This is a genomic window from Streptomyces sp. NPDC007896, assembly GCF_042959425.1.
Taxonomy (GTDB): Bacteria; Actinomycetota; Actinomycetes; order Streptomycetales; family Streptomycetaceae; genus Streptomyces.
This window is the reverse complement of the sequence record NZ_JBIBKX010000039.1, coordinates 1-19,770: the sequence shown is the minus strand read 5'-3', so window position 1 is coordinate 19,770 and position 19,770 is coordinate 1. Positions and strand designations below refer to the sequence as shown.

The window sequence follows — 19,770 nt, the reverse complement described above, 5'->3', positions numbered from 1 at the left end:
CGCGTGTCACGTCCGTCTTGTCGGCACACTCCCAGATGGCCGCGTGGCCGTGCGCGGTCGGTGGGGGAACGGGCGGGGTGAACCGGAGCGGCATGGCTGCCGCCGCCGGAACTCCGGCGGAACAGGGGGGCAGGCGTGGCACGAAGGGTTTCGCTCAATGGCAGGGCACGCTATTGGTTCGACACCACTTTGGCACGTGGCATCCCGGCGCTCGTCGGCTGGCTGGCTCTGGGCTGTCTCGTCGTCGTCTTCCCGGTGAGCGCCGTGCTGGTGTGGACGGACCCACATGCGCCCGCGTCCCGTTCGGGGAGGCTGGCAGCGATCTGGCGTCTCACTGGTGAGACGTTGCGGCTCGGCGGGGCGACAGGCCCGCTTCTGCGCGTACTGTTGTCGGTACTGCTCGCCCTGGTCGCCCTGGTATACGTCTCCACCCTCGTCGGTCTGATCACCACCGGGCTCACTGAGCGGCTCACCGCGCTGCGGCGAGGCCACTCCACCGTCATCGAGCAGGGGCACTCGGTGGTGCTGGGCTGGTCCGAGCAGGTGTTCACGGTGGTGAGCGAACTGGTGGCCGCCAACGCCAATCAGCGGTATGGCGCGGTGGCCGTCCTGGCGGACCGGGACAAGACCACGATGGAGGAGGCCCTCAGCAGAAAGGTGGGGACCACCGGCCGTACCCGGCTTGTCTGCCGTAGCGGTTCCCCCACCGACCCCGATCTGCTCGCCCTGACCAACCCTGGCGCGGCCAGTGCTGTGCTGGTGCTGCCCCACGACGATCCGTCAGCGGACCCGGAAGTGGTCAAGACGCTGCTGGCGCTGCGGTCCGCACTCGGAGAGGAGGAAGGTCCGCCTGTCGTCGCCGCCGTCAGAGACGACCGGTATCGGCTGGCGGCCTCCCTCGCCGCGGGAGCGCGTGGCATTGTCCTGGAGAGCGACGCGATCACGGCCCGGCTGATCGTCCAGTCCGCTCGCGGGCCGGGACTCTCCCTGGTGTATCGCGACCTCCTGGACTTCGCCGGAGACGAGTTCTACCTCACCTTCGACCCGGCCCTGACCAGCCGCTCCTTCGGTGACACGTTGCTGGCCTTCGCCACCTCCAGTGTGGTCGGCCTGCTGCGTGACGGCAGGCCCTTGCTGAACCCGCCGCCGCAGACCCTGATCGGCCCCGACGACCGGCTGATCGTCATCACGCGAGACGACGACACCGCACGGCGCAGCGACTGCTCCGGGCTGGTCGACGAGTCGATGATGACGCCCTGGCAGCGAGCGAGTGCCCGGCCCGAACGGGTCCTGATCCTCGGCTGGAACCGGCGGGGCTCGCTCATCGTCGACCAGTTCGGCCGGTACGCCGTGCACGGCTCGGTCATTACCGTGGTGGCGGACCGGAAGGAGGTAACGGCCGAGCAGGTACGGGATGCGGGTACAGACTTCGCACGCCGGCTGACCATGACGTTCCGGCCTGGAGACGTCACCCGGCCCGAGACGCTACGGTGCCTGGAGATCGACTCGTACGACAGCATCGTCGTGCTTGGCCCGGACCCCGTTCCGGGACAGCAGCCCGACGAGGCCGACAACCGGACCCTTGTCACGCTCCTCGTTCTGCACCTGCTGGAACAGGAGACCGGACGGGAGCTGCCGGTGGTCACCGAGATGACCGACGACCGCAACCGGACGCTCGCGCCCATCAGCCCCGGAGCCGATGTGATCATCAGCGGAAAACTCATCGGCCTGCTGATGGCTCAGATCTCTCAGAACCGGCACCTGGCCGCCGTGTTCGAGGAACTGTTCTCCCTCACCGGCAGTCAAATCCACCTGCGACCGGCGGCTTCGTACGTCCTCCCCGACTGCGAGGCGTCCTTCGCCACAGTCGTCGCAGCGGCGCAGCAGCGGGGCGAATGCGCCATCGGATACCGCCGCCACGACCGGGCCACGGCCGTTCCCGACCACGGAGTGCGTATCAACCCGGACAAGAGCGAGCGACGGCGCTGGACCGATCGCGACGAGGTGGTCGTGATCGCGCAGGACTGATGCAGCCCCTCACAGTATGACGTTGGTGATGCCGACCACCGGACGGGCAGCCAGGATCAATTTGGTTTGCGGGCACAGTCACCGGCGGTGTCTCGACGCAGGCGATCCGCCTGTCTGCCTCCGCATGGAAGGACCGGGACCTCGGCACCGTCCAGGACATCACCGGTGACGGCGTCACCGATCTCCTCTACCGCACCGACGTCTCCGCCCGGCTGCTCCTCCGCAAACGCATCGCCGCGAGCGGCGGCGGCGTCGACTTGAACTTACTGGCTGCCGCCGCCAACTCCTCCGGCGGCGCCGACATCATCTACGGGGCCTCGGGCTGGTCCAGCACGGATGTACCCCTGCTGATCGGCACCCCGGATGTCACCAGCGATGCCATACCAGACATCTGGGCCGTGAAATCCAACGGTTCAGTGCGCCTACAGCCAGGACGCCGGACCTCGCTCACCGGGACGGGAAGCGAAATCATTGGCCCGGCGAGCTACTGGCAAACCCGCATCGCCATCGGATGAGCGTCCAGCGTTGGGGTTCCGCCTCCGTGGAAGCGGACTGGGCATCAACTGGGCGTGCGGTTCAGGCGGTTTGAGGCGGTTGCTGCCGCATTTAGCTGGTGTGGTGATTGAGTCGGTGGAGCGGGCCACTGAGGTGGTCACGTTTCGTACGTCGTGCCGGGCGCTGCCGGTGCGTTGTCCGGGGTGCGGTATGCCGTCCTGGCGGGTGCACGGCCGGTACACGCGGAAGCTGCGGGATGCGCCGGTCGGGCTGACACCGGTGGTGATCGAGCTCGTGGTGCGGCGGTTTAAGTGCAGTAACTCCCGCTGCGCCGCTGCGACGTTCGCCGAGCAGGTGGAGGGCCTGACCCGGCTGCACGCCCGATACACGCCGGTATTACGGCAGATGATGTCGTCGATCGCCCTCGTGCTGGCGGGGCGTCCCGGGGCCAGGCTGGCCGCGCTGCTGGGGATACCGGTGGCCAAGGACGTGCTCCTGGGCCTGCTCCATACCGTTCCGGACCCGCCGTCCGGCCCGGTCAGGGTACTGGGCGTTGATGATTTCTCCCTCCGCAAGGGCGACTCCTACGCGACCCTCCTGGTGGACCTGGAAGCCCGCCGCCCGCTGGACGTCTTGCCCGGCCGGGACGCCGAACCCCTGGCCTCCTGGCTCGCCGGCCACCCCGAGATCGAGGTGATCTGCCGCGACCGGGCCGGCGCCTACGCCGAAGGCGCCCGCACCGGGGCCCCGCAGGCCCTCCAGGTCGCTGACGGCTGGCATCTGTGGCGCAACCTCGCCGAAGCCGGCCCGTTCGCCGCCGCCCTCTCCCTCAGCACCGGTCTGCGCCGCCGAACTCCTCGACAGCGTGCGGGAGGCCGTGGCCCCCGCCGCCACGGCTGGGTGTCGTGGTGGCGACCCTCGCCTTCACCGGACGCAACGCTGTCCGCCCAGGCCAACTGGCAGAAAGGCCCCTGCCGCCTGGCCCCGGTACCGCCGCCATGTCCTCGACGGCTACCGCTGACCTGGGTGCAAGCCGTGCTGTCGACGCGCGGTACCGGGTGCGGGCTCGGATCGGGGACAAGCGTGTGCCCGGCCTCCACGAACCTCGGCTCGACCTGTGGGTGCGACCGGGCCAGCAGCCGCAGCGCCCGGACCGCGATCCGGGCGAGCAACCACGACGTCGCCCAGATCGCCACCGGCCCCTGAATGACCTGCTGGTTCACGGAGCCCAACTGCTGCACTGCGAGCACGAGTTCTTTGCTGATGCGCTCCCCGGTGGCGGCGAGCAGCCGTCCGGCCGCTGTGAGTTCCAGTCGTGTGCCCGAACGGTCGACCAGCGGCAGACCCACTTCCCTTTCCAGACTTGCCAGTTGCTCGGAAACCGCCGAACGCGTATGGCCCAGCACACGCACCGCCGGAGTGAGCCCGCCGCTTTGCGCGATGGCGCTCAGGACCAGCAGGCGCCTGGGGTTGAGGTCCATGCGCGCCGCCCTCCTCTGCGTCAGGGGGAAATCGTGCCACGGACTGTAGCGCCGTACCGCCAGTTCTCCTGTCGAGGGGGAGTAAGCACCGCAGTACTACGAGGCTGACTCGCGGCCGTGCGGCTGCGAGACTTGCCGGCATCCCGAGGGCTTCAGCCGACACCCCTGGCACAGCCATGCCCGAAGCCCGGTCATGCCCCGTCCACAAGGAGGCCGCACGTGGCCAGTTCCGTTCCCCGGCGCGTCCGAGCGTCGTCCGCGCCGTGTCCCGGTCGGTCCACTGTCGCGCTGGCCGTGGTCTGCACCCTGCTGGGGTTGCCTCTGGTGTCGGCCTGCGGCCCATCCACCGGCTCGGCCGACGCCCCGGTCTCTCCCGCCGCTCAGAGCAGTGCCACTGCCCCGGCAGCAGCCGGGAGCGGCGGTGCCACCGCTCCGGGTGGTGCCACCGACCTCGCCGCAACCGGGAGTGCGCCCGGGGGCGGGACCTCTGACGGCGGCACCGGCGGCACTTCGTGGGTGCTCACTGCCCCGCAGGTCGCGGCCGGCTACCCGCAGGGTCAGCCGCCGGCGGACATGGTGCAGAGGTTCGACGCCGATACCCGGCAGAACGCCGCGCCTCTCGGCGTCTCCGGCACACCGGTACACCGGCACACCGGTACACGCCTACTACGACGACCGGGCGGACGGCGCGTGGATCTTCTACACCGGGGTAACCGGCAGCGGCCTCGACCCCGATCGCCTGCATGACATCCTCTACCGACTCCCGGCGGTCACCGACGACGGTGCCGGTGACCGGACCACCACCAGCGCCATTGACGCCAAGCCCGGCCCGCACGGCGGCCGGGCGATCTGCAACACCGTCCTGATCCAGACCGACATGCTCGCCACGGCGGTCTCCACGTGCTCCTGGTTCACCCCGACCACCGCCACGGGCATCACCCTCGTCTCAAAAGCCGACGGCACCAGCACCAAGCTCGGCTTCACCGCCGTCGATGTCGCCCCGATCATCCGGGCAATCCGCTCCGAGGTCGAGATCCCGCGGCAGTAGCGCCAGTCAGCTCAGCTCACTGCGTCGGACGCCTGGCCAGGCAGGGCCCAAGTCATCCCCGCGCCGGACGTACTCAGGCGATCCGGTGCGCGTCCGGCTGTCCACAGGGCGGTGATCGTGGGACCTGGTGACCAGCATCGTGAAGTCCTTCGTCGCAGCGCGCCTGGCCTCGTCTCCACGCCTCCATGTCATCTCTGCATCACGGCCAGCTCTTCAGGCGCTTCCACGCTCGCCGTGCCGTCCGCCGCGGCAGCAACCGTCAGCGGGCATCCGGCGACCTGGAGTCCCGTCACTGTCAGGGGGCCGTATGCGTAGGCGAAGGTGGAGGCGACGGTCACCGTGCCCGCGGGCACGTCGGCGCCGAGGCCCAGAGCCGCCTGAAGCACGAGGACCGACGCTGCTGCCGCCCACGCCTGCGGTCGGCACGAGGCCGGGTAAGGGGCGGGACCAGGTCCCATCTCGGTGCCGTGGCCGGCGAAGAGTTCGGGTAGGCGGGCGTCGAATGCCGCCGACGCCGTCAGCAGGCCGTCGGCCAGGGATGCCGCGGCGTCCGGGAAGCCGGCCCTGACCAGGCCGTGCACGGCGATGGCGGTGTCGTGCGGCCAGATCGAGCCGACGTGGTAGCCGTAGGGGTTGTAGCCCACCGCGTCGCTGCTCAGCGTGCGCAGGCCCTGTCCCGCATCGAGGTCAGGCGCGGTAAGCCGGGCAGCAAGCAGCGCGCTCTCCTCCGCGTTGAGCAGGCCCGTGCCCAGGAGATGGCCGAAGCCGGAGGTGACGGAGTCGACCGGCCTGCCGTCGCCGTCGAGTGCGACCGCCGGGTACGGGCCCTTTTCGTCCTCCACCCAGAAGCGCTCGCGGAAACGGGCGGCCAACTGCTCTGCCCAGTCCTCCCAGGCGTCCGCGCCCGGTCGGCCGAACGCGCGCAGCAGCGCTGCTCCGCCGCGTGCAGCCTCGTAGGCGTACGCCTGTACCTCGCATAGCGCGATCGGTGCGTGGGCGCGGCGGCCGTCGCGGTAGCGGATGGAGTCGTCGGAGTCCTTCCAGCCCTGGTTGGACAGGCCGTGGCCGGTCTGGTCGACGTACTTGAGGAACCCGTCGCCGCTCGCCTCCGCCGCCTCGCGCATCCACGCGAGCGCCAACTCGGCGTGCGGCAGCAGCTCCTCGACCTCCGCCCGGCTCAGGCCCCAGCGCCAGGCGTCGTGGAGCAGGGTGATCCACAGCGGTGTGGCGTCGACCGTGCCGTAGTACACCGGCGGAAGGGAGAGCCGGTCGGCGATCTGGAGGGTGTCGCGGCGCACTTCGTGCAGGATCTTGCCCGGCTGTTCCTCGGTGGCCGGGTCGGTGACCAAGCCCTGGCGGCGGGCGAGCGTGCGCAGGGTGCCGGCGGCGAGGTCCGTGCCGAGCGGGAGGAGCATGCGGGCGGCCCAGAGGGAGTCTCGGCCAAAGAGGGTCAGGAACCACGGAGCCCCGGCGGCCAGGAACTGGTCCGGGCGGTCCGGGTCGGGCGACTGCGGGTCCGTCAGGCGCAGGCGGTCCAGATCGGCGAGGGACTGCTGAAGCCACTGGTCGAAGCGACGGTCCGCGCTGCGCAACACGGGGATGCGCCAGGGAAGTTGGCCCGCGGGCGGGGCCGGGAACTGGTCGCCGTCCGTGTACGCCGCGGTGCAGGTCAGCGTCGCGCTCCACGAGGTGCCGGGCTTGAGATCGATGTCGTACGACAGCTCGCCCGCCGGCACCTGAAGCGCGTCCGGTGCGGGCTCGGCGGACAGCCGGACGGTGAAGTCGCCCGTGGACCAGGCGAGGCCGATGTTGTCGCTGTCCGCGACCTGGGGCGGTGCCTCCGCAGGGACGTGTCCCGACTTGACCTGCTCCATGGTGGCGAGGTCCGTACCGGCGCCCACCGTCAGCCGGAAGCGGACGTGTTCGCCGCCCGCGTTGGTGATCTCGAAGACCTCCTCGAGCCGGCCGTCGGAGGTGCTGCGTCGGCGGTGCAGGGCGACGGCCGGGTCCGGCGTCAGCTCGCCGAGCCCGCGCAGGATCGCCCGGAAGCCGGCGCGGTCCGCTCCCCGCAGTCCGCCCTGGACCGGGGCCAGGGCGATGTCCTCGGCCGTGACGGTCAGCCGGGACAGCGCCCTGCGGTCGCCGTGGTAGAAGCCGTCCGCACCCCCGCTGAGCTGCCCGTCTTCTCGTGAGATCACGAGGCTCGGCGCGTGCAGTGTGACGACCGCGTCATGCAGGAACGGCTGAAGGCCGCCGGTCGCGGAGAGGGGCGCCATGACCGAGCCGTTGGTGTCCTGGGTCTTGACAGTGGTGTCCAAGGAAGTAGAACCTCTCAGCGTTAGATCGTTCAAAAGACACTAAGCCAGTCGTCAGAGCGATGACAACGTTTTTTGAACGCTAAAAACAAGTCCGTATCTCCTCGGCAAGTCGGAGAGCCGCATGCCCCGCTCCAACAGCAGTTCCTCGGCCAAGAACGGCCCGGTGACCCTCGCGATGGTCGCCCGCCGCGCCGGGGTTTCCGCACAGACCGTGTCGAACGCGATCAACTCGCCGGACATGCTGCGGCCCGAGACCCTGGAGCGGGTGAGTCGCGTGATCGAGGAGATGGGGTACCGCCCCAGCCGCGCCGCGCAGACGCTGCGCACCCGCTCCAGCAAGCTGATCGGCTACGGCGTCCAGCCCGCCCTTGCCAGCTCGCCAGTCCTGGACCGGTTCCTGCACGCCCTGTCGCAGGCCGCCGACGAGGCCGGTTACCGGATTCTGCTGTTCGCCTGCCCGCCGGGACTGCCGACCCTGGACGGGTACGAGGAACTGCTCGACCAGCACGAGGTCGACGGGTTCGTGCTCAGCGGCACGGAGCGCGAGGACCCGCGCCAGGCGTGGCTGGCCAAGCGCGGCGTGCCGTTCGTCGGCTTCGGCCGGATGTGGTCGGGGCGCAAGATCGGCGACTGGGTCGACGTCGACGGCGCCTCGGGCACGGACGCCGCGGTCGAGCACCTGGTTGCCCGCGGTCATCGCGAGATCGCCTTCCTGGGCTGGGAACGCGGTGCCTCCGGCGCTGGCGACGACCGTGCCGAGGGCTGGCAGCGGGCCATGCGCCGGCACGGGCTGCCGACCCGCGGGCGGCGCGGGCAGACAGTGAACGACATCGACACGGCCCGCACCGCCGTGAAACCGCTCCTGGACGCGGGGGCGACGGCCGTGGTCACGGCCAGCGACATGCTGGCGCTCGGCTGCTACCAGGCGCTGCGCGAACGCGGCGCCGTCCCTGGCCGGGACGTCGCCGTGGTCGGCTTCGACGACTCGCCGACCGCCGAGATCCTCTTCCCGGCCCTGGCCTCCGTCGCCCAGCCGCTGGAGGAGGCCGGCCGGGAGTGCGTACGGCTCCTGCTGGCGCGGATCGCCGCTCCCGACGCGGCGCCGGAGCGCCTGCTCCTGGAGCCGTCGCTGGTCGTGCGCGACAGCATCTGCGCGCCGGACGGCGGCGGCACGGCGGCGAGCGCCTTAGCCGACTAACAGCAGCCTCGGTCCGCTGACGACGGCCCTGGCCCAGTAGCGACGGCCTCAACCGAGCCACGACCGCCCGGGCGCTCCGCGTGCCCGGCACCGCTTCGAGACGTTTCCCTCTCTCCTCCTCCCCCACCCCGGTCCCGCATCCCCGCGCCGACCGGGTGGAGCCGCACGTAACACCCGTATCCCACGGAGGAATTCCATGGTCAACCGCAAGGCCACCGCAGCCCTCGCAACCTGCGCGGCGCTGATGGCCGCCACAGGCTGCTCGTCGAATTTCGACAGCGACAAGAAGACAGCACAGGACGCCGGCTCCAAGCAACACCTGACCGTGCTGATCGCCAGCTCGGGCGACGCGGAGACCAAGGCCGTCAGGGAGGCGGCGGCAGCGTATGCGAAGGAGTCCGGCAACACGGTGACCGTGGATGTCGCCAAGGACATCAACCAGCAGCTCGCCCAGTCCTTCGCCGGGCACAAGCCACCGGACGCCTTCTACGTCAACTCCGACCAGTTCGCCAACTACGCCAAGGGCGGCTCCCTCTACGCCTACGGCGACCAGGTCAAGGACGCGGACGACTTCTCGGAACAGCTGCGTACGTCCTTCACCTACGACGGGAAGCTGGTGTGCCTGCCCAAGGACACCTCCACCCTGGCCCTCGCGATCAACACGGACTTGTGGAAGAAGGCCGGGCTGACCGCCAAGGACTACCCGACCACCTGGGCCCAGCTGAAGACGGTCGCCGCCAAGCTGACCAAGGGCAAGGTCACCGGACTGGTCACCAACGGCGAGTACGCGCGCGTCGGTGTCTTCATGAAGGAGGCCGGCGGCTGGATCACCGACGCCGGCCAGACGAAGATGACCGCCGACAGCACGCAGAACACCGAAGCGCTCACCTACGTGCAGTCGCTGTTGAAGTCCGGCTCGATGAAGTTCGCCAACCAGGTCGACACCAACTGGGGTGGTGAGGCCCTCGGCACGGGCAAGGCCGCGATGACCATCGAGGGCAACTGGCTCACCGGCGGCATGAAGGCCGACTACCCCAACGTGAAGTACAAGGTTGTCCCGCTGCCCGCCGGCCCGTCCGGCAAGGGCACGCTCGCCTTCAGCCAGTGCTGGGGGGTGGCCCAGGACAGCAGCCACCGGGCGGCGGCCGTGGACCTGGTCAAGTACCTCACCACCAGCACGCAGCAGCTGAAGAACGCCCAAGCCTTCGGCGTGATGCCCTCCCGTACCAGCGCGCAGACCGAGTACGCCAAGCAGAATCCTTCCGCCAAGGCATGGGTCGACGCCAACGCCTACGCACAGGGCCCGGTGACCATCGCCGGCTTCGACAAGGTCCTCATCCAGTTCAACACCGACCTCGCCGGGCTGGGCACCGCCGACCCGAAGAAGATCCTCGCCGACCTGCAGAGCAACGGCGAACAGGCCCTCACGAAGGGCGAATGAGCCGCCATGCCTCCCCGTGACACCACACCGACGGTAACAGGCGGCAGCTCCCAGACGGCCGACTCGCCGGGCGCACCTGACGCGCCCGGCGGGTCCGGCCCGGCCGCGGCGCCCCACACCAAGCCCGCCCCGCGCGTGGGGCGCCGCGGCGAAGGAGCCTGGGGCTGGCTCTTCGTCAGCCCCATGGTGATCATCCTCGGCCTGTTCCTGGTCCTGCCGACCCTTATGGCACTGTGGGTGAGCCTGCTGCACTGGAACGGCCAGTCCAACCCGTTCAGCGGCAAGACGAAGTTCGTCGGGCTCGACAACTACCGGGCCCTGCTGACCCAGAACGGCCTCGACCGCACCCTCTTCGCGACCTCGCTGCGCAACAACTTCTACTACGTGCTGCTGACCGTGCCGCTCCAGACCGTCCTCGCGCTGGGACTGGCGCTCATCGTCAACCAGCGGATGCTGCGCGGCCGGGGCGTGCTGCGCACCACGTTCTTCTTCCCCTCGGTGACCAGTTCCATCGCGGTCTCCACCATCTTCCTCTTTCTCTTCCAGGGCAGCGGGGCCGTCAACTCCCTGCTGTCCTGGATCGGGGTGAAGGGCCCGAACTGGTTCAACGACTCCCGCGGCATCCTCTCCCTTCTCCTCGGCGGCCTGGGCATCGTCGACCCGAACCATCCCTCGGGCGCCCTGGCCAACCACTTCTTCATGGGACTGTCCTGGTTCGAGTGGCTGTCCGGGCCGTCCGTCGCGATGTGCACGATCATCCTGCTCGCCGTGTGGACGACCTCCGGCACCTTCATGCTGATCTTCCTCGCGGCCCTCCAGGGCATCCCTCGGGAACTGGAGGAATCGGCCGCCATCGAAGGCGTCAGCCGCTTCCAGATGCTGCGGCACGTGACGCTGCCCGCCCTGCGGCCCGTCCTCTTCCTCGTCCTCACCCTCGGCATGATCGGCACCTGGCAGGTCTTCGACCAGGTGTACGTCATGAGCCAGGGAGCCCCCGGCAACACCACCCTCACACCGGCCTTCCTGTCCTACTCCTCCGCCTTCGGTGACGCCGACTTCGGCCAGGGCGCGGCCATCGCCTTCCTCCTGCTCGCCCTGATTCTCACCATGACCGGCCTGCAACGCCTCGCCCTGCGCGAGCGCACCGCCCGCCCCCGGAGGAAGCGATGATCGCCACGTCCACGCCCGTCCGGAAACACCAGGACAAGAAGCAGGCCCGAGCACAGGTCCGGGCACAGGGACATCCCGTACTCGGCCGCTTCCCGGCGCCACTGCGGATCCTCGGCTACACAGCGGTGGCCGCGGTCGGCCTGCTGTACCTGATGCCGTTCCTGATCCAACTGGTGACCGGATTCAAGACCGACCCGGACGCCGCCGCACACCCCCTCGGACTCATCCCCACCACCCCGACCACCGCCGCCTACCAGCGCCTGTTCGGACTCAGCCAGGCCGGCGACGGCGTGCCCTTCCTGCGCTGGCTGGGCAACTCGACGTTCATCGCCGTCGTCGTCACCGCAGGACGCGTGCTGTTCGACTCGATGGCCGGCTACGCCCTGGCCCGGCTCCGCTTCCCCGGCCGCACACTGCTGTTCGGCTTCATCATCGCCGTCATGGCGGTGCCCGGCATCGCCCTGCTGATCCCGCGATTCCTGGTCCTCAACACCTTCGGACTCTTCGACACCTACACCGGCATGATCCTGCCGCTGCTGGTCGACGCGGCGGGCATCTTCATCATGAAGCAGTTCTTCGAGTCGATCCCCCGCGAAGTCGAGGAAGCCGCCCGCGTCGACGGCGCCGGCGTCTTCCGCACCTTCTGGTCGGTCGTCCTGCCCATGGCCCGCCCCGCCCTGATCACCCTGACCATCCTCTCCTTCCAGGGCTCGTGGAACGAGTTCACCCACTTCCTCGTGGCCACCCAGTCCAGCCAGTACGAAACCCTCACCACCGGCCTCGCACGGCTCGTCTCCGGCGGCCTGGGCGGCGGCACCCAGTACCCGCTGAAGCTGGCGGCAGCCCTTCTGTCCACCCTGCCCGTGGCAGCGCTGTTCTTCTGCTTCCAGCGCTACTTCGTGCAGGACGCCAACGCCGGAGCCGTCAAGGAATAGGAGCTGACGGGTCCGTTACCACCCAGTCGAGGAGTTACGCGATCGCATGTCCGCAACCGGTAGCGCACCGTGGTGGCGCAGCGCCGTCATCTACCAGGTCTACATCCGCAGCTTCGCCGACGGAAACGGTGACGGCGTCGGCGACCTCGCCGGCATCCGCTCCCGCCTGCCCTACCTCAAGGCGCTCGGCGTCGACACCCTGTGGATCAACCCCTGGTACAAGTCCCCGACGGCCGACCACGGTTACGACATGGCCGACTTCCGCGAGATCGACACGCTGTTCGGCACCGTCGCCGAGGCGGAGCAGCTCATCGAGGAGGCGCACCGGCACGACCTCCGCGTCATCCCGGACATCGTCCCGAACCACACCTCGAACCAGCACGCCTGGTTCCAGGCAGCACTCTCGGCCGGACCGGGCAGCCTGGAGCGGGAACGCTACATTTTCCGGCTCGGCCGCGGCCCCGACGGCACCCAGCCACCCAACAACTGGGTGTCGGTTTTCGGCGGCCCCGCCTGGACCCAGCTGCCCGACGGCGAGTGGTACCTGCACCTGTTCACCCCCAAACAGCCCGACCTAACTGGGAACACCATGAGGTACAGGCAGAGTTCGAGTCGATCCTGCGGCTCTGGTTCAACCGAGGTGTGGACGGCTTCCGCATCGACGTCGCCCACGGACTCATCAAAGACCCCGAACTGCCCGACCTGCCACCCCGCCCGGACGCGGAGCACGCCGGGCCTCGGCAGCACGCCGCACACCGGTACGGTGCAGTGAGAGGGCTTCGAGGCCGCTCTGCTCGGTCATGACCCACCCTCCCCCGTGGGCAACCAGCGGTCGAGGTGGACGCGTAGCCCCTCCAGATGCGCGCCGCGCGCGACGTAGCCGATGTAACCGTCAGGGCGCACCAGGCCCTGGGCGACGTCCGGCCAAGGGCTGTCCTCGCCGATCCGGTGCACGCCGACCAGTTCCTCGCGCCCCCGCAGGATCGGGGCGAGCCGTTCATCGGGCCAGAGGGCAGGCGGTCCGGACAGCAGCAGGTGATAGCCCGGCCCTGCGGTCCTTGCCTGGAGTCCGTGAGGCAGGTCGGGCAGCCGGTCCCCGGCCCGGGGGCCTCTCTTGGGCGAGTGCGGCCCGGTGCCCGCGGCGGGGCTGCGGCGGTAGTGGATGCCGAGCTCGGAGACCGTACGGAAGACGCGACCACGCAGCCCCGTCGCGCGCTTCACCAACGGGAAAAGACGCGGGGCGAGTTGGGTGCGGGCCAGCCGGATGGCCGGGTTGCGGCCAGTGCCGATGGCGAAGGCGCGGTCGGTGAAGCGCAGGACGCTGCGGCCGACCGGGGCACGCTCGGCCTCGTACGTCTCCAGCAGCTCCTCGGGCGCGGCACCCCGGCAGACGAGGGCGAGCTTCCAGCCCAGATTGAGCGCGTCCTGGATGCCGGTGTTCATACCCTGCGCGCCGGCCGGGCTGTGGATGTGCGCCGCGTCCCCCGCCAGGAAGAACGGTCCCGAGCGATACCGGGTGGCGCCACGATTGTGGAGCCGGAAGTCAGTCATCCAGGCCGGATCCCGCAACACCAGCCGGTCCGTGGTGTACGCGTGGACGATCCCCTGCAGCAGCCCCAGCTCCACCTCGGCGTCCGGGGCACCGGGCGGCCGCACCGCGAGCATCCGCCAGGTCGCGGGCGAGCCGAGCGGGAAGAACAACAGCATCCCGGCCCCGGCCACGTACGCGTGCACGGCCCCCGGCTCCAGCCCGTCGACCTCAAGATCGGCGAGCAGGAACACCTGCGGATACGCGGAGCCCACGAAGTCGATTCCCGCCTGGGTGCGCACGGTGCTGTGGGCGCCGTCGCAGCCCACGACGTATCGCGCCTCCACGGTCTCCTCCGCGCCGTCGCCGTACCGCAGCCGGCAGGAGGCGTACAAGCCCTTGGGCTCCAGTTGGACCAGCTCGGTGCCACGCTCGATCACCACGCCGTGGGCGGCGAGTCGCTCCGACAGGACGGCCTCGGTCTCGGCCTGCGAGAGGAACAGCAGGAAGGGGTACGCGGTGTCGGCCAGCCCGATGTCGAACAGCGGCATCTGCACCACGCGCCGCGGTACATGCATCCGCAACCGCATCGCGGGGTTGCCGCGGTCGACCAGTTCGTCCGTCACCCCGAACCCGGCCAGCGCCTCCAGTGTGCGGGGCTGGATGGCCAGGGCCCTCGACTCGTGCGCCCGGTCCAGGGAACGGTCGAGGATCCGGAACCGGGCCTCATAGGCGCGCAGTTGCGAGGCGAGCGCCAGCCCCGTGGGGCCTGCACCCACCACCAACACGTCCAGCGGCGCCGTCATGAGTCCACGGTAGCGCCGGGAGGCATCGCAATTTGGGTGGTAAGACCACATACGGCGAGAGATGGGGCGACAAGGGGATGGCTTGGTTCCGCTTTACGCGGTCGCGGACGTCAAGGACGGCGAAGCCGAGCAGCGACCGCACGTTGCAACACAGGCAGCCGCCGGCGACCCTTGGCCCGCTCATCCAGCCATGCCGGTCACGTCGCATCCGATGGTCACGCCAGGGCCTCGACGCCCCCGCCTCCGACGCCCTCACCCCACATCGCCGAGACCGCGGGCCACGACCCAAGCGGTCCCTCCAGCAAGCCCCGTAGCGGTGTTGACCGGCGAGGCCGCGGGTACCAGCCGTCACCCGTGCGCCGACTCGCCGCGGCCCTCCCGCTCGTTCCGAGGGATGGGTGGCGGAGCTGTGGTGGCCCGTGGGATCACATGGGTGGGCAGGACGAGGTGCCGCTTGTGGTCCGCGTCCGGGTCGTTGATGAGGGAGAGGGCCAGTTCGCCGGCCTCGCGGCCGATGTCCGAGGGTGACTGGGCCACCGTGGACAGGTCGAACCAGGCGGCCAGCGGCTGGTCGTCGAAGCCGAGAACGGAGATCCGTTCGGGGACCGGGATCTGCGTCGCCCACGGACTGATCAAGCACCCCGAACTCCCGGACCTGCCGCCCCGCCGGGACCCGGACGACGGGCAGCCCTGGCAGCACATCGACGCCGTGTGCAGGCCGTCCCGGCGGACGTATGCGGCGAGCCGCTCGGGGGTGTCCGCCCATGCCTCGGCGACGACCTGAAGGACGGCCTCGGGCAGGTCCTCGACCTCCGGCAGGCCGAGTTCCTCGCCCTGGTAGACGTAGGCGCCGCCGGGCAGGGCGAGCATGAGAAGGGCGGCAGCGCGGGCGCGACGGGTGCCCAGTTCGAGGTTGAGGGGGCCTTCTGGGCGGTAGGTCTCATTGGCCACCCAGCGCCTGGCCGCCTTTCGGCCGTAGCGGCTGGGGTGACGTACGACGTCGTGGTTGGAGAGAACCCAGGTGGCGGGGGCGCCGACCGCGCCGAGCATCGCGAGTGAGTCGTCGATGACCCCGCGCAGATCCTTCGGGTCCCAACTGGACATCAGGAAGTCGAAGTTGAACACCCCGTATGGGAACGTTCCGGACACACCGACCGCGGACGCGATGGCTGCCGCGTGCCGATCCCCTGGTCCGGGCAGGCCGCACCGTTCGGCTTCAGCCCCGAAGGCGCCTCCGCCACACCCTGGCTGCCGCAGCCCGCGGACTGGGGCGAGCGCGGCGTGGAAGCGCAGACCGGGGACGAGACGTCGATGCTGGAGCTCTACCGCACTGCCCTGCGCCTGCGCCGCGAGCACCCCGCGCTCGGCGACGGCACCCTCACCTGGCTGGACGCCCCCGCCGGAGTCCTCGCCTTCAGCCGCGAACCCGGCTTCGTCTGCGTGGTCAACCTCTCGGCCGAGCCGTATCCGCTCCCCGGTCACACCTCGACCCTGCTGTCCAGCGGCCCCGTCGAAGACGGCCTGCTGGCACCGGATCAGGCCGCCTGGTCCTCGGTCTAGCCGGCCGCCATGGGGAGGGGCGGACGGCACCCGCCTGCGGATCCCCTCCCTTGTGTCCGCCAGGGCCTGTCCGGTGTCCTCTCCCCTGACCGGACAGGCCCTGGTTCTCCCGTTGCGCCATCGGCGTTCGGGTCCAGTTCGGCGATACGCAACCAACCGATGCGCCTGGCGCCCCTGCAGTCGCTGGTGAACGCGCTCGCACCCGCCATGTCCAGCACGCTGCCCCGCCGAGCTCACCGGCTGTCATCCGGAGCAGCACCGGCCCGTCCCACTCCTGAGCCGACGCGGGCCGCCGTGTACCACCGCGTCAGCACCACATGCGCCACTGCCCGGCCAAAACGGACACGTTCGACCAGCAGCCGGCCGCCATGAACCGTCAGCCGGGCATTACGGTGGGACACGAAGACCTCCTGTGCGGTGCAGTCCTGGACAGCTCCACCACAGCCATCACGATGCCTCTTGCGCGGGAGGGAGCGGCAGTTCGGCCCAGATGGTCTTGCCGGTGCGGGTGTGGCGGCTGCCCCAGCGTTGGGAGAGCTGGGCGACGATGAGGAGGCCGCGGCCTCCTTCGTCGGAGAGACGGGCGCGTCGCAGGTGGGGGGCTGTGCTGTTGACGTCGCTGACCTCGCAGATCAAGGCCGTATCGCGGATGAGCCGCAGGTGGATCGGTGGGGATCCGTAGCGGATGGCGTTGGTGACCAGTTCACTGACCACGAGTTCGGCCGTGAAGGAGGCTTCCTCCAGGTGCCAAGCAGCCAGGCGCTCGCCGGCAAGTCCACGGGCCCGGGCCACGACAGAGGGCTCGGCGGGCAGTTCCCAGGTGGCGACCTGGTCGGTGCTCAGGGCCCGGGTCCGGGTCAAGAGGAGAGCGACGTCGTCCGTGCGGGCGTCGGGGAGCAGGTCGCGCAGCGTCCGGTCGCACGTCTCCTCCAGCGGGCGGCCGGGGTCGGCGAGGGCGGAGCGCAGCAGGTCGCAGGCTTCGTCCACGTCGCGGGCTTGGGATTCGATCAGCCCGTCGGTGTACAGGGCCAGGACGCTGCCTTCGGGAAGGGTGAACTCCGCGACCTCGAACGGCAGGCCACCCAGGCCCAGCGGCGGCCCGGTCGGCAGGTCCAGGAAGCGCACCGCGCCGTCGGGGGTGGCCAGGGCCGGCAGCGGGTGGCCGGCCCTGGCCATGGAGCAGCGGCGGGAGACAGGGTCGTACACCGCGTACAGGCAGGAGGCCCCGACCTCTCCCGAGAGGTCGCCGGGATGGTCGGGGCGGTCCACGGTCTCCTCTCGGTCCATACGTAGCACCAGGTCGTCCAGGTGGGTGAGCAGTTCGTCGGGAGCCAGGTCCACGTCGGCCAGGGTGCGTACGGCGGTGCACAGCCGGCCCATGGTGGCGGAGGCACTGATGCCGTGGCCGACGACGTCCCCCACCACCAGCGCCACCCTGGCACCCGACAGGGGGATGACATCGAACCAGTCACCGCCGACGCCGGCACTGGAGTGGGCGGGCAGATATCGGGAGGCAACCTCGACCGCGGGGTGATGCAGCGCGGGGTGCTGCGGGAGGATGCTGCGCTGCAGAGCGAGCGCGGTGGCGCGTTCCTGGCCGTAGCGGCGGGCGTTGTCGACGAGGACCGCCGCACGGGCGCCGAGTTCTTCGGCCAGCCGCAGGTCGTCCTCCTCGAAGGGGACCGGGGCGCGGTGGCGGAAGAACAGTGCCAGCCCCAAGGTCACTCCGCGTGCCCGCAACGGCACCGCCATGAGGGAGTGGATCCCGTACGTGCGAATGCTGTGGGCACGCTCGGGGGAGCTCTCCTCCCACCACTGCAGGATGTCCCTGGCAGAGTGCAGCGCGCCCCGGCCCGCAGCGAGAGCGCGCCCGGGCGGGGAGTCCTCGGGATAGGAGTACGTCGCCCCGAGCGGGACCACGGACTCGGGGCACCCCGGCAGCACGGAACGCTGGGCGGTTCGGCGGAAGACCAGGAGGTTGTTCCGGCCGGCGGCCGTCTCCTCACCTCGGAGGACGCTGTCGAGCAGGTCCACCACGGCGAAGTCGGCGAAGTGGTCCGTGCCGACCTCCGCCAGCTCATCGGCGGTACGGCCGAGGTCGAGGGTGGTGCCGATCCGCAGCCCCGCGTCATTGAGGATGGTCAGTCGCCGACGGGCGCGGAACTGCTCGGTGGTGTCCACGGCGGCCGCCGACATGCCGCAGACCTGGCCGCCGGGGTCGCGGACGGGGTACAGCGACAGCAGCCAGACCCGCCCCGCGGTGCCGCCGGGGCCCAGCCCGTGCAGTTCCGTCGTCACGGCGTCTCCTGTGGTCAGCACCCGCCGCAGGGTCTCGTCGACGCCCTGGGAGCCCGCCAACGTCTGACCGGAGGCGGACTGCCCCATGGGCCAGCCGATCAGGTCGTGGTCCGCTCTGCCCGACTCGCGTGTCATGGCGGCGTTGACCTCGAACCTCACTCCTGCGCGGTCGTACAAGGCCATGGGCAGGGGAAGCTGTTCCAGCGCCCACTGTTTGAACAGCGCGGTGTCCAGTGCACCGCCGCTCGCAGATGGGACCCCGGCCTGGTCGAGGCTCACCACCGTGAGGAACCAGTACGTGTCCCCGGCTGTGTCCTGCAGTGGGTGGCCCTGAACCGTCACCAACAGAGAGTCGCCGTCTGCGCGCCATACGGTGACGGGCCCGCTCCAGTTTTCCCGCTCGGCACAGCTGCGCCGGACGGGCGCGGGCAGGGGCTCGGCGAGCAGCCTTTTCGCGGCCCGGCCGACCACCTCCGCCAGCTCGTACCCCAGAAGTCGGCAGGTGCCCATGCTCAACGCGAGTACCACGCCCCGCGGATCCACCACGGCCCCGGAGTCCGGTACCGACCCGCGCCACGTCGAGCCAGGCTCGTCGGGTGTGGTGGCGCCTTTCGCCATGTCCACCGCCCTCGTCCTGTCGTCCGGGTGCACCTGGAGTCGATGGACCCATCCGCAACACTGCGTCCAGGCTGCTCCTGCTGTCGGGCTTTCACAACTGCTGATCGCTCCCAGCGCGGAGACCCGAGGCTGCCTGCGCCTCGGGCTCAGCAGCACTGCGCCGGTCACCCCAGCCGAGCGGACCGCCGCACCCAAGGTCACTCCTTCCTGAGGACGATGTCGGAGGTCGTCGAAGTCCAGGTTCCCTGCGGCTGCCTGCCGTCCGGCGCCGGAGTTCCGGCCTCGTGACGGTCGAAGCGGTACGCGAGCGACTCCTTCACGCCGAAGACGGAGCCGGTGTCCGGACCAGAGGCGCCCGAGAAACCGCACCTGACAAGAGCCACATGTTCGAATTATGTTCGATATCTTTTTCGCGGAGCGGACGAACTACCCCTGCCGCTAGAGGTGGGGCGGCACCTCACGAAGCGCCCGCGTTCGATTCTTCTGAATCGGCCACGCGTCAAAGCTGTGCCCCCAAAGACGCAGTGGCGAGACAGTTTGCGGCGTCTGACCCCGAGCTGATCGAGTGGCGCGCGGCGGGCCATACGACTGGAACACCACCGGATAGCAGCCCGCCCGCCGCACGACGGCACGCATGCCCGGATCCGGCGGCAGCCCCACCGGTGAAAGTCAGGCCCAGACCGGCTCCGGTGTGCGCGAGAATCGCGAGCAGTATCAGGGGCGCACCGGCCAGCGCCATATCTGTCTTCCCTATCAGAGGCGAGGTGTCGGCGCACAACTGGCGTCGTTATTTCAGGTGACGCCTCAAGCTACCGCGGGGGCTTGGGCGCCAGATGCTCCTAGCCT

15 protein-coding genes and 2 pseudogenes are annotated in these 19,770 nt (G+C 70.0%); 11 read left to right on the top strand and 6 right to left on the bottom strand.

What is annotated here, in order from left to right:
• Positions 1–135 precede the first annotated feature (135 nt).
• The 3 genes and pseudogenes from ACFZDJ_RS54105 to ACFZDJ_RS54095 form a co-directional block, all read left to right on the top strand.
• Positions 136–2,028, top strand: a complete 1,893-nt coding sequence (locus tag ACFZDJ_RS54105; RefSeq protein WP_391070620.1) for an NAD-binding protein — start codon at positions 136–138, stop codon at positions 2,026–2,028.
• Between the two features lie 257 nt (positions 2,029–2,285).
• The gene (locus ACFZDJ_RS54100) at positions 2,286–2,543 is read left to right on the top strand and encodes a hypothetical protein (RefSeq protein WP_391070618.1); all 258 of its coding nucleotides are present in this window, start codon (positions 2,286–2,288) and stop codon (positions 2,541–2,543) included.
• A gap of 100 nt (positions 2,544–2,643) precedes the next feature.
• Positions 2,644–3,342: pseudogene (locus ACFZDJ_RS54095) on the top strand (ISL3 family transposase); the annotation flags it as partial.
• Here ACFZDJ_RS54095 and ACFZDJ_RS54090 read toward each other — a convergent pair.
• On the bottom strand, positions 3,243–4,004 hold the full coding sequence (locus ACFZDJ_RS54090) for a LysR family transcriptional regulator (RefSeq protein WP_390937966.1): 762 nt from the start codon (positions 4,002–4,004) through the stop codon (positions 3,243–3,245). The pseudogene ACFZDJ_RS54095 and the gene ACFZDJ_RS54090 sit on opposite strands and share 100 nt — an antisense overlap.
• Positions 4,005–4,425: 421 nt before the next feature.
• Between ACFZDJ_RS54090 and ACFZDJ_RS54085 the strand changes: the two genes are divergently transcribed.
• A complete protein-coding gene (locus tag ACFZDJ_RS54085) occupies positions 4,426–5,052 on the top strand; it encodes a hypothetical protein (RefSeq protein WP_391070616.1) in 627 nt (208 codons plus the stop codon).
• A gap of 188 nt (positions 5,053–5,240) precedes the next feature.
• Here ACFZDJ_RS54085 and ACFZDJ_RS54080 read toward each other — a convergent pair whose 3' ends face one another.
• Positions 5,241–7,370 (bottom strand): glycogen debranching N-terminal domain-containing protein, encoded by a 2,130-nt coding sequence (locus ACFZDJ_RS54080; RefSeq protein ID WP_391070614.1) that lies wholly within the window; start codon positions 7,368–7,370, stop codon positions 5,241–5,243.
• A 121-nt stretch (positions 7,371–7,491) separates the two neighbouring features.
• Between ACFZDJ_RS54080 and ACFZDJ_RS54075 the strand changes: the two genes are divergently transcribed.
• The 5 genes and pseudogenes from ACFZDJ_RS54075 to ACFZDJ_RS54055 form a co-directional block, all read left to right on the top strand.
• Complete coding sequence (locus ACFZDJ_RS54075; RefSeq protein ID WP_390937689.1) at positions 7,492–8,568, top strand: substrate-binding domain-containing protein; 1,077 nt, start codon at positions 7,492–7,494, stop codon at positions 8,566–8,568.
• Between the two features lie 196 nt (positions 8,569–8,764).
• Entirely contained in the window at positions 8,765–10,009 is a 1,245-nt protein-coding gene (locus tag ACFZDJ_RS54070) for an extracellular solute-binding protein (protein ID WP_391070613.1), read from the top strand.
• A 6-nt stretch (positions 10,010–10,015) separates the two neighbouring features.
• Positions 10,016–11,179, top strand: coding sequence for an ABC transporter permease subunit (locus ACFZDJ_RS54065; RefSeq protein WP_391070611.1), 1,164 nt, complete (start codon positions 10,016–10,018; stop codon positions 11,177–11,179).
• Positions 11,176–12,114, top strand: a complete 939-nt coding sequence (locus ACFZDJ_RS54060) for a carbohydrate ABC transporter permease (protein WP_391070609.1) — start codon at positions 11,176–11,178, stop codon at positions 12,112–12,114. Before ACFZDJ_RS54065 ends, ACFZDJ_RS54060 begins: the two co-directional genes overlap by 4 nt.
• 46 nt (positions 12,115–12,160) lie before the next feature.
• Positions 12,161–12,819: pseudogene (locus tag ACFZDJ_RS54055) on the top strand (alpha-amylase family glycosyl hydrolase); the annotation flags it as partial.
• Between the two features lie 93 nt (positions 12,820–12,912).
• Here ACFZDJ_RS54055 and ACFZDJ_RS54050 read toward each other — a convergent pair.
• Together ACFZDJ_RS54050 and ACFZDJ_RS54045 are read right to left on the bottom strand one after the other, a co-directional pair.
• Entirely contained in the window at positions 12,913–14,448 is a 1,536-nt protein-coding gene (locus tag ACFZDJ_RS54050; RefSeq protein ID WP_391070607.1) for an FAD-dependent monooxygenase, read from the bottom strand.
• 348 nt (positions 14,449–14,796) lie between these two features.
• Complete coding sequence (locus tag ACFZDJ_RS54045; RefSeq protein ID WP_391070605.1) at positions 14,797–15,597, bottom strand: substrate-binding domain-containing protein; 801 nt, start codon at positions 15,595–15,597, stop codon at positions 14,797–14,799.
• 27 nt (positions 15,598–15,624) lie between these two features.
• Here ACFZDJ_RS54045 and ACFZDJ_RS54040 point away from each other — a divergent pair, with 27 nt between their 5' ends.
• The gene (locus tag ACFZDJ_RS54040; protein WP_391070603.1) at positions 15,625–16,008 is read left to right on the top strand and encodes a DUF3459 domain-containing protein; all 384 of its coding nucleotides are present in this window, start codon (positions 15,625–15,627) and stop codon (positions 16,006–16,008) included.
• A 447-nt stretch (positions 16,009–16,455) separates the two neighbouring features.
• Here ACFZDJ_RS54040 and ACFZDJ_RS54035 read toward each other — a convergent pair whose 3' ends face one another.
• Together ACFZDJ_RS54035 and ACFZDJ_RS54030 are read right to left on the bottom strand one after the other, a co-directional pair.
• A complete protein-coding gene (locus ACFZDJ_RS54035) occupies positions 16,456–18,924 on the bottom strand; it encodes a SpoIIE family protein phosphatase (protein ID WP_391070639.1) in 2,469 nt (822 codons plus the stop codon).
• A 197-nt stretch (positions 18,925–19,121) separates the two neighbouring features.
• Positions 19,122–19,307 carry a hypothetical protein gene (locus tag ACFZDJ_RS54030; protein ID WP_390937677.1) on the bottom strand — a complete coding sequence of 62 codons (186 nt, stop codon included), beginning with the start codon at positions 19,305–19,307 and terminating at the stop codon, positions 19,122–19,124.
• A 251-nt stretch (positions 19,308–19,558) separates the two neighbouring features.
• Here ACFZDJ_RS54030 and ACFZDJ_RS54025 point away from each other — a divergent pair.
• Positions 19,559–19,770: hypothetical protein (locus ACFZDJ_RS54025; RefSeq protein ID WP_391070601.1), on the top strand; the 212-nt coding region annotated here is incomplete at its 3' end.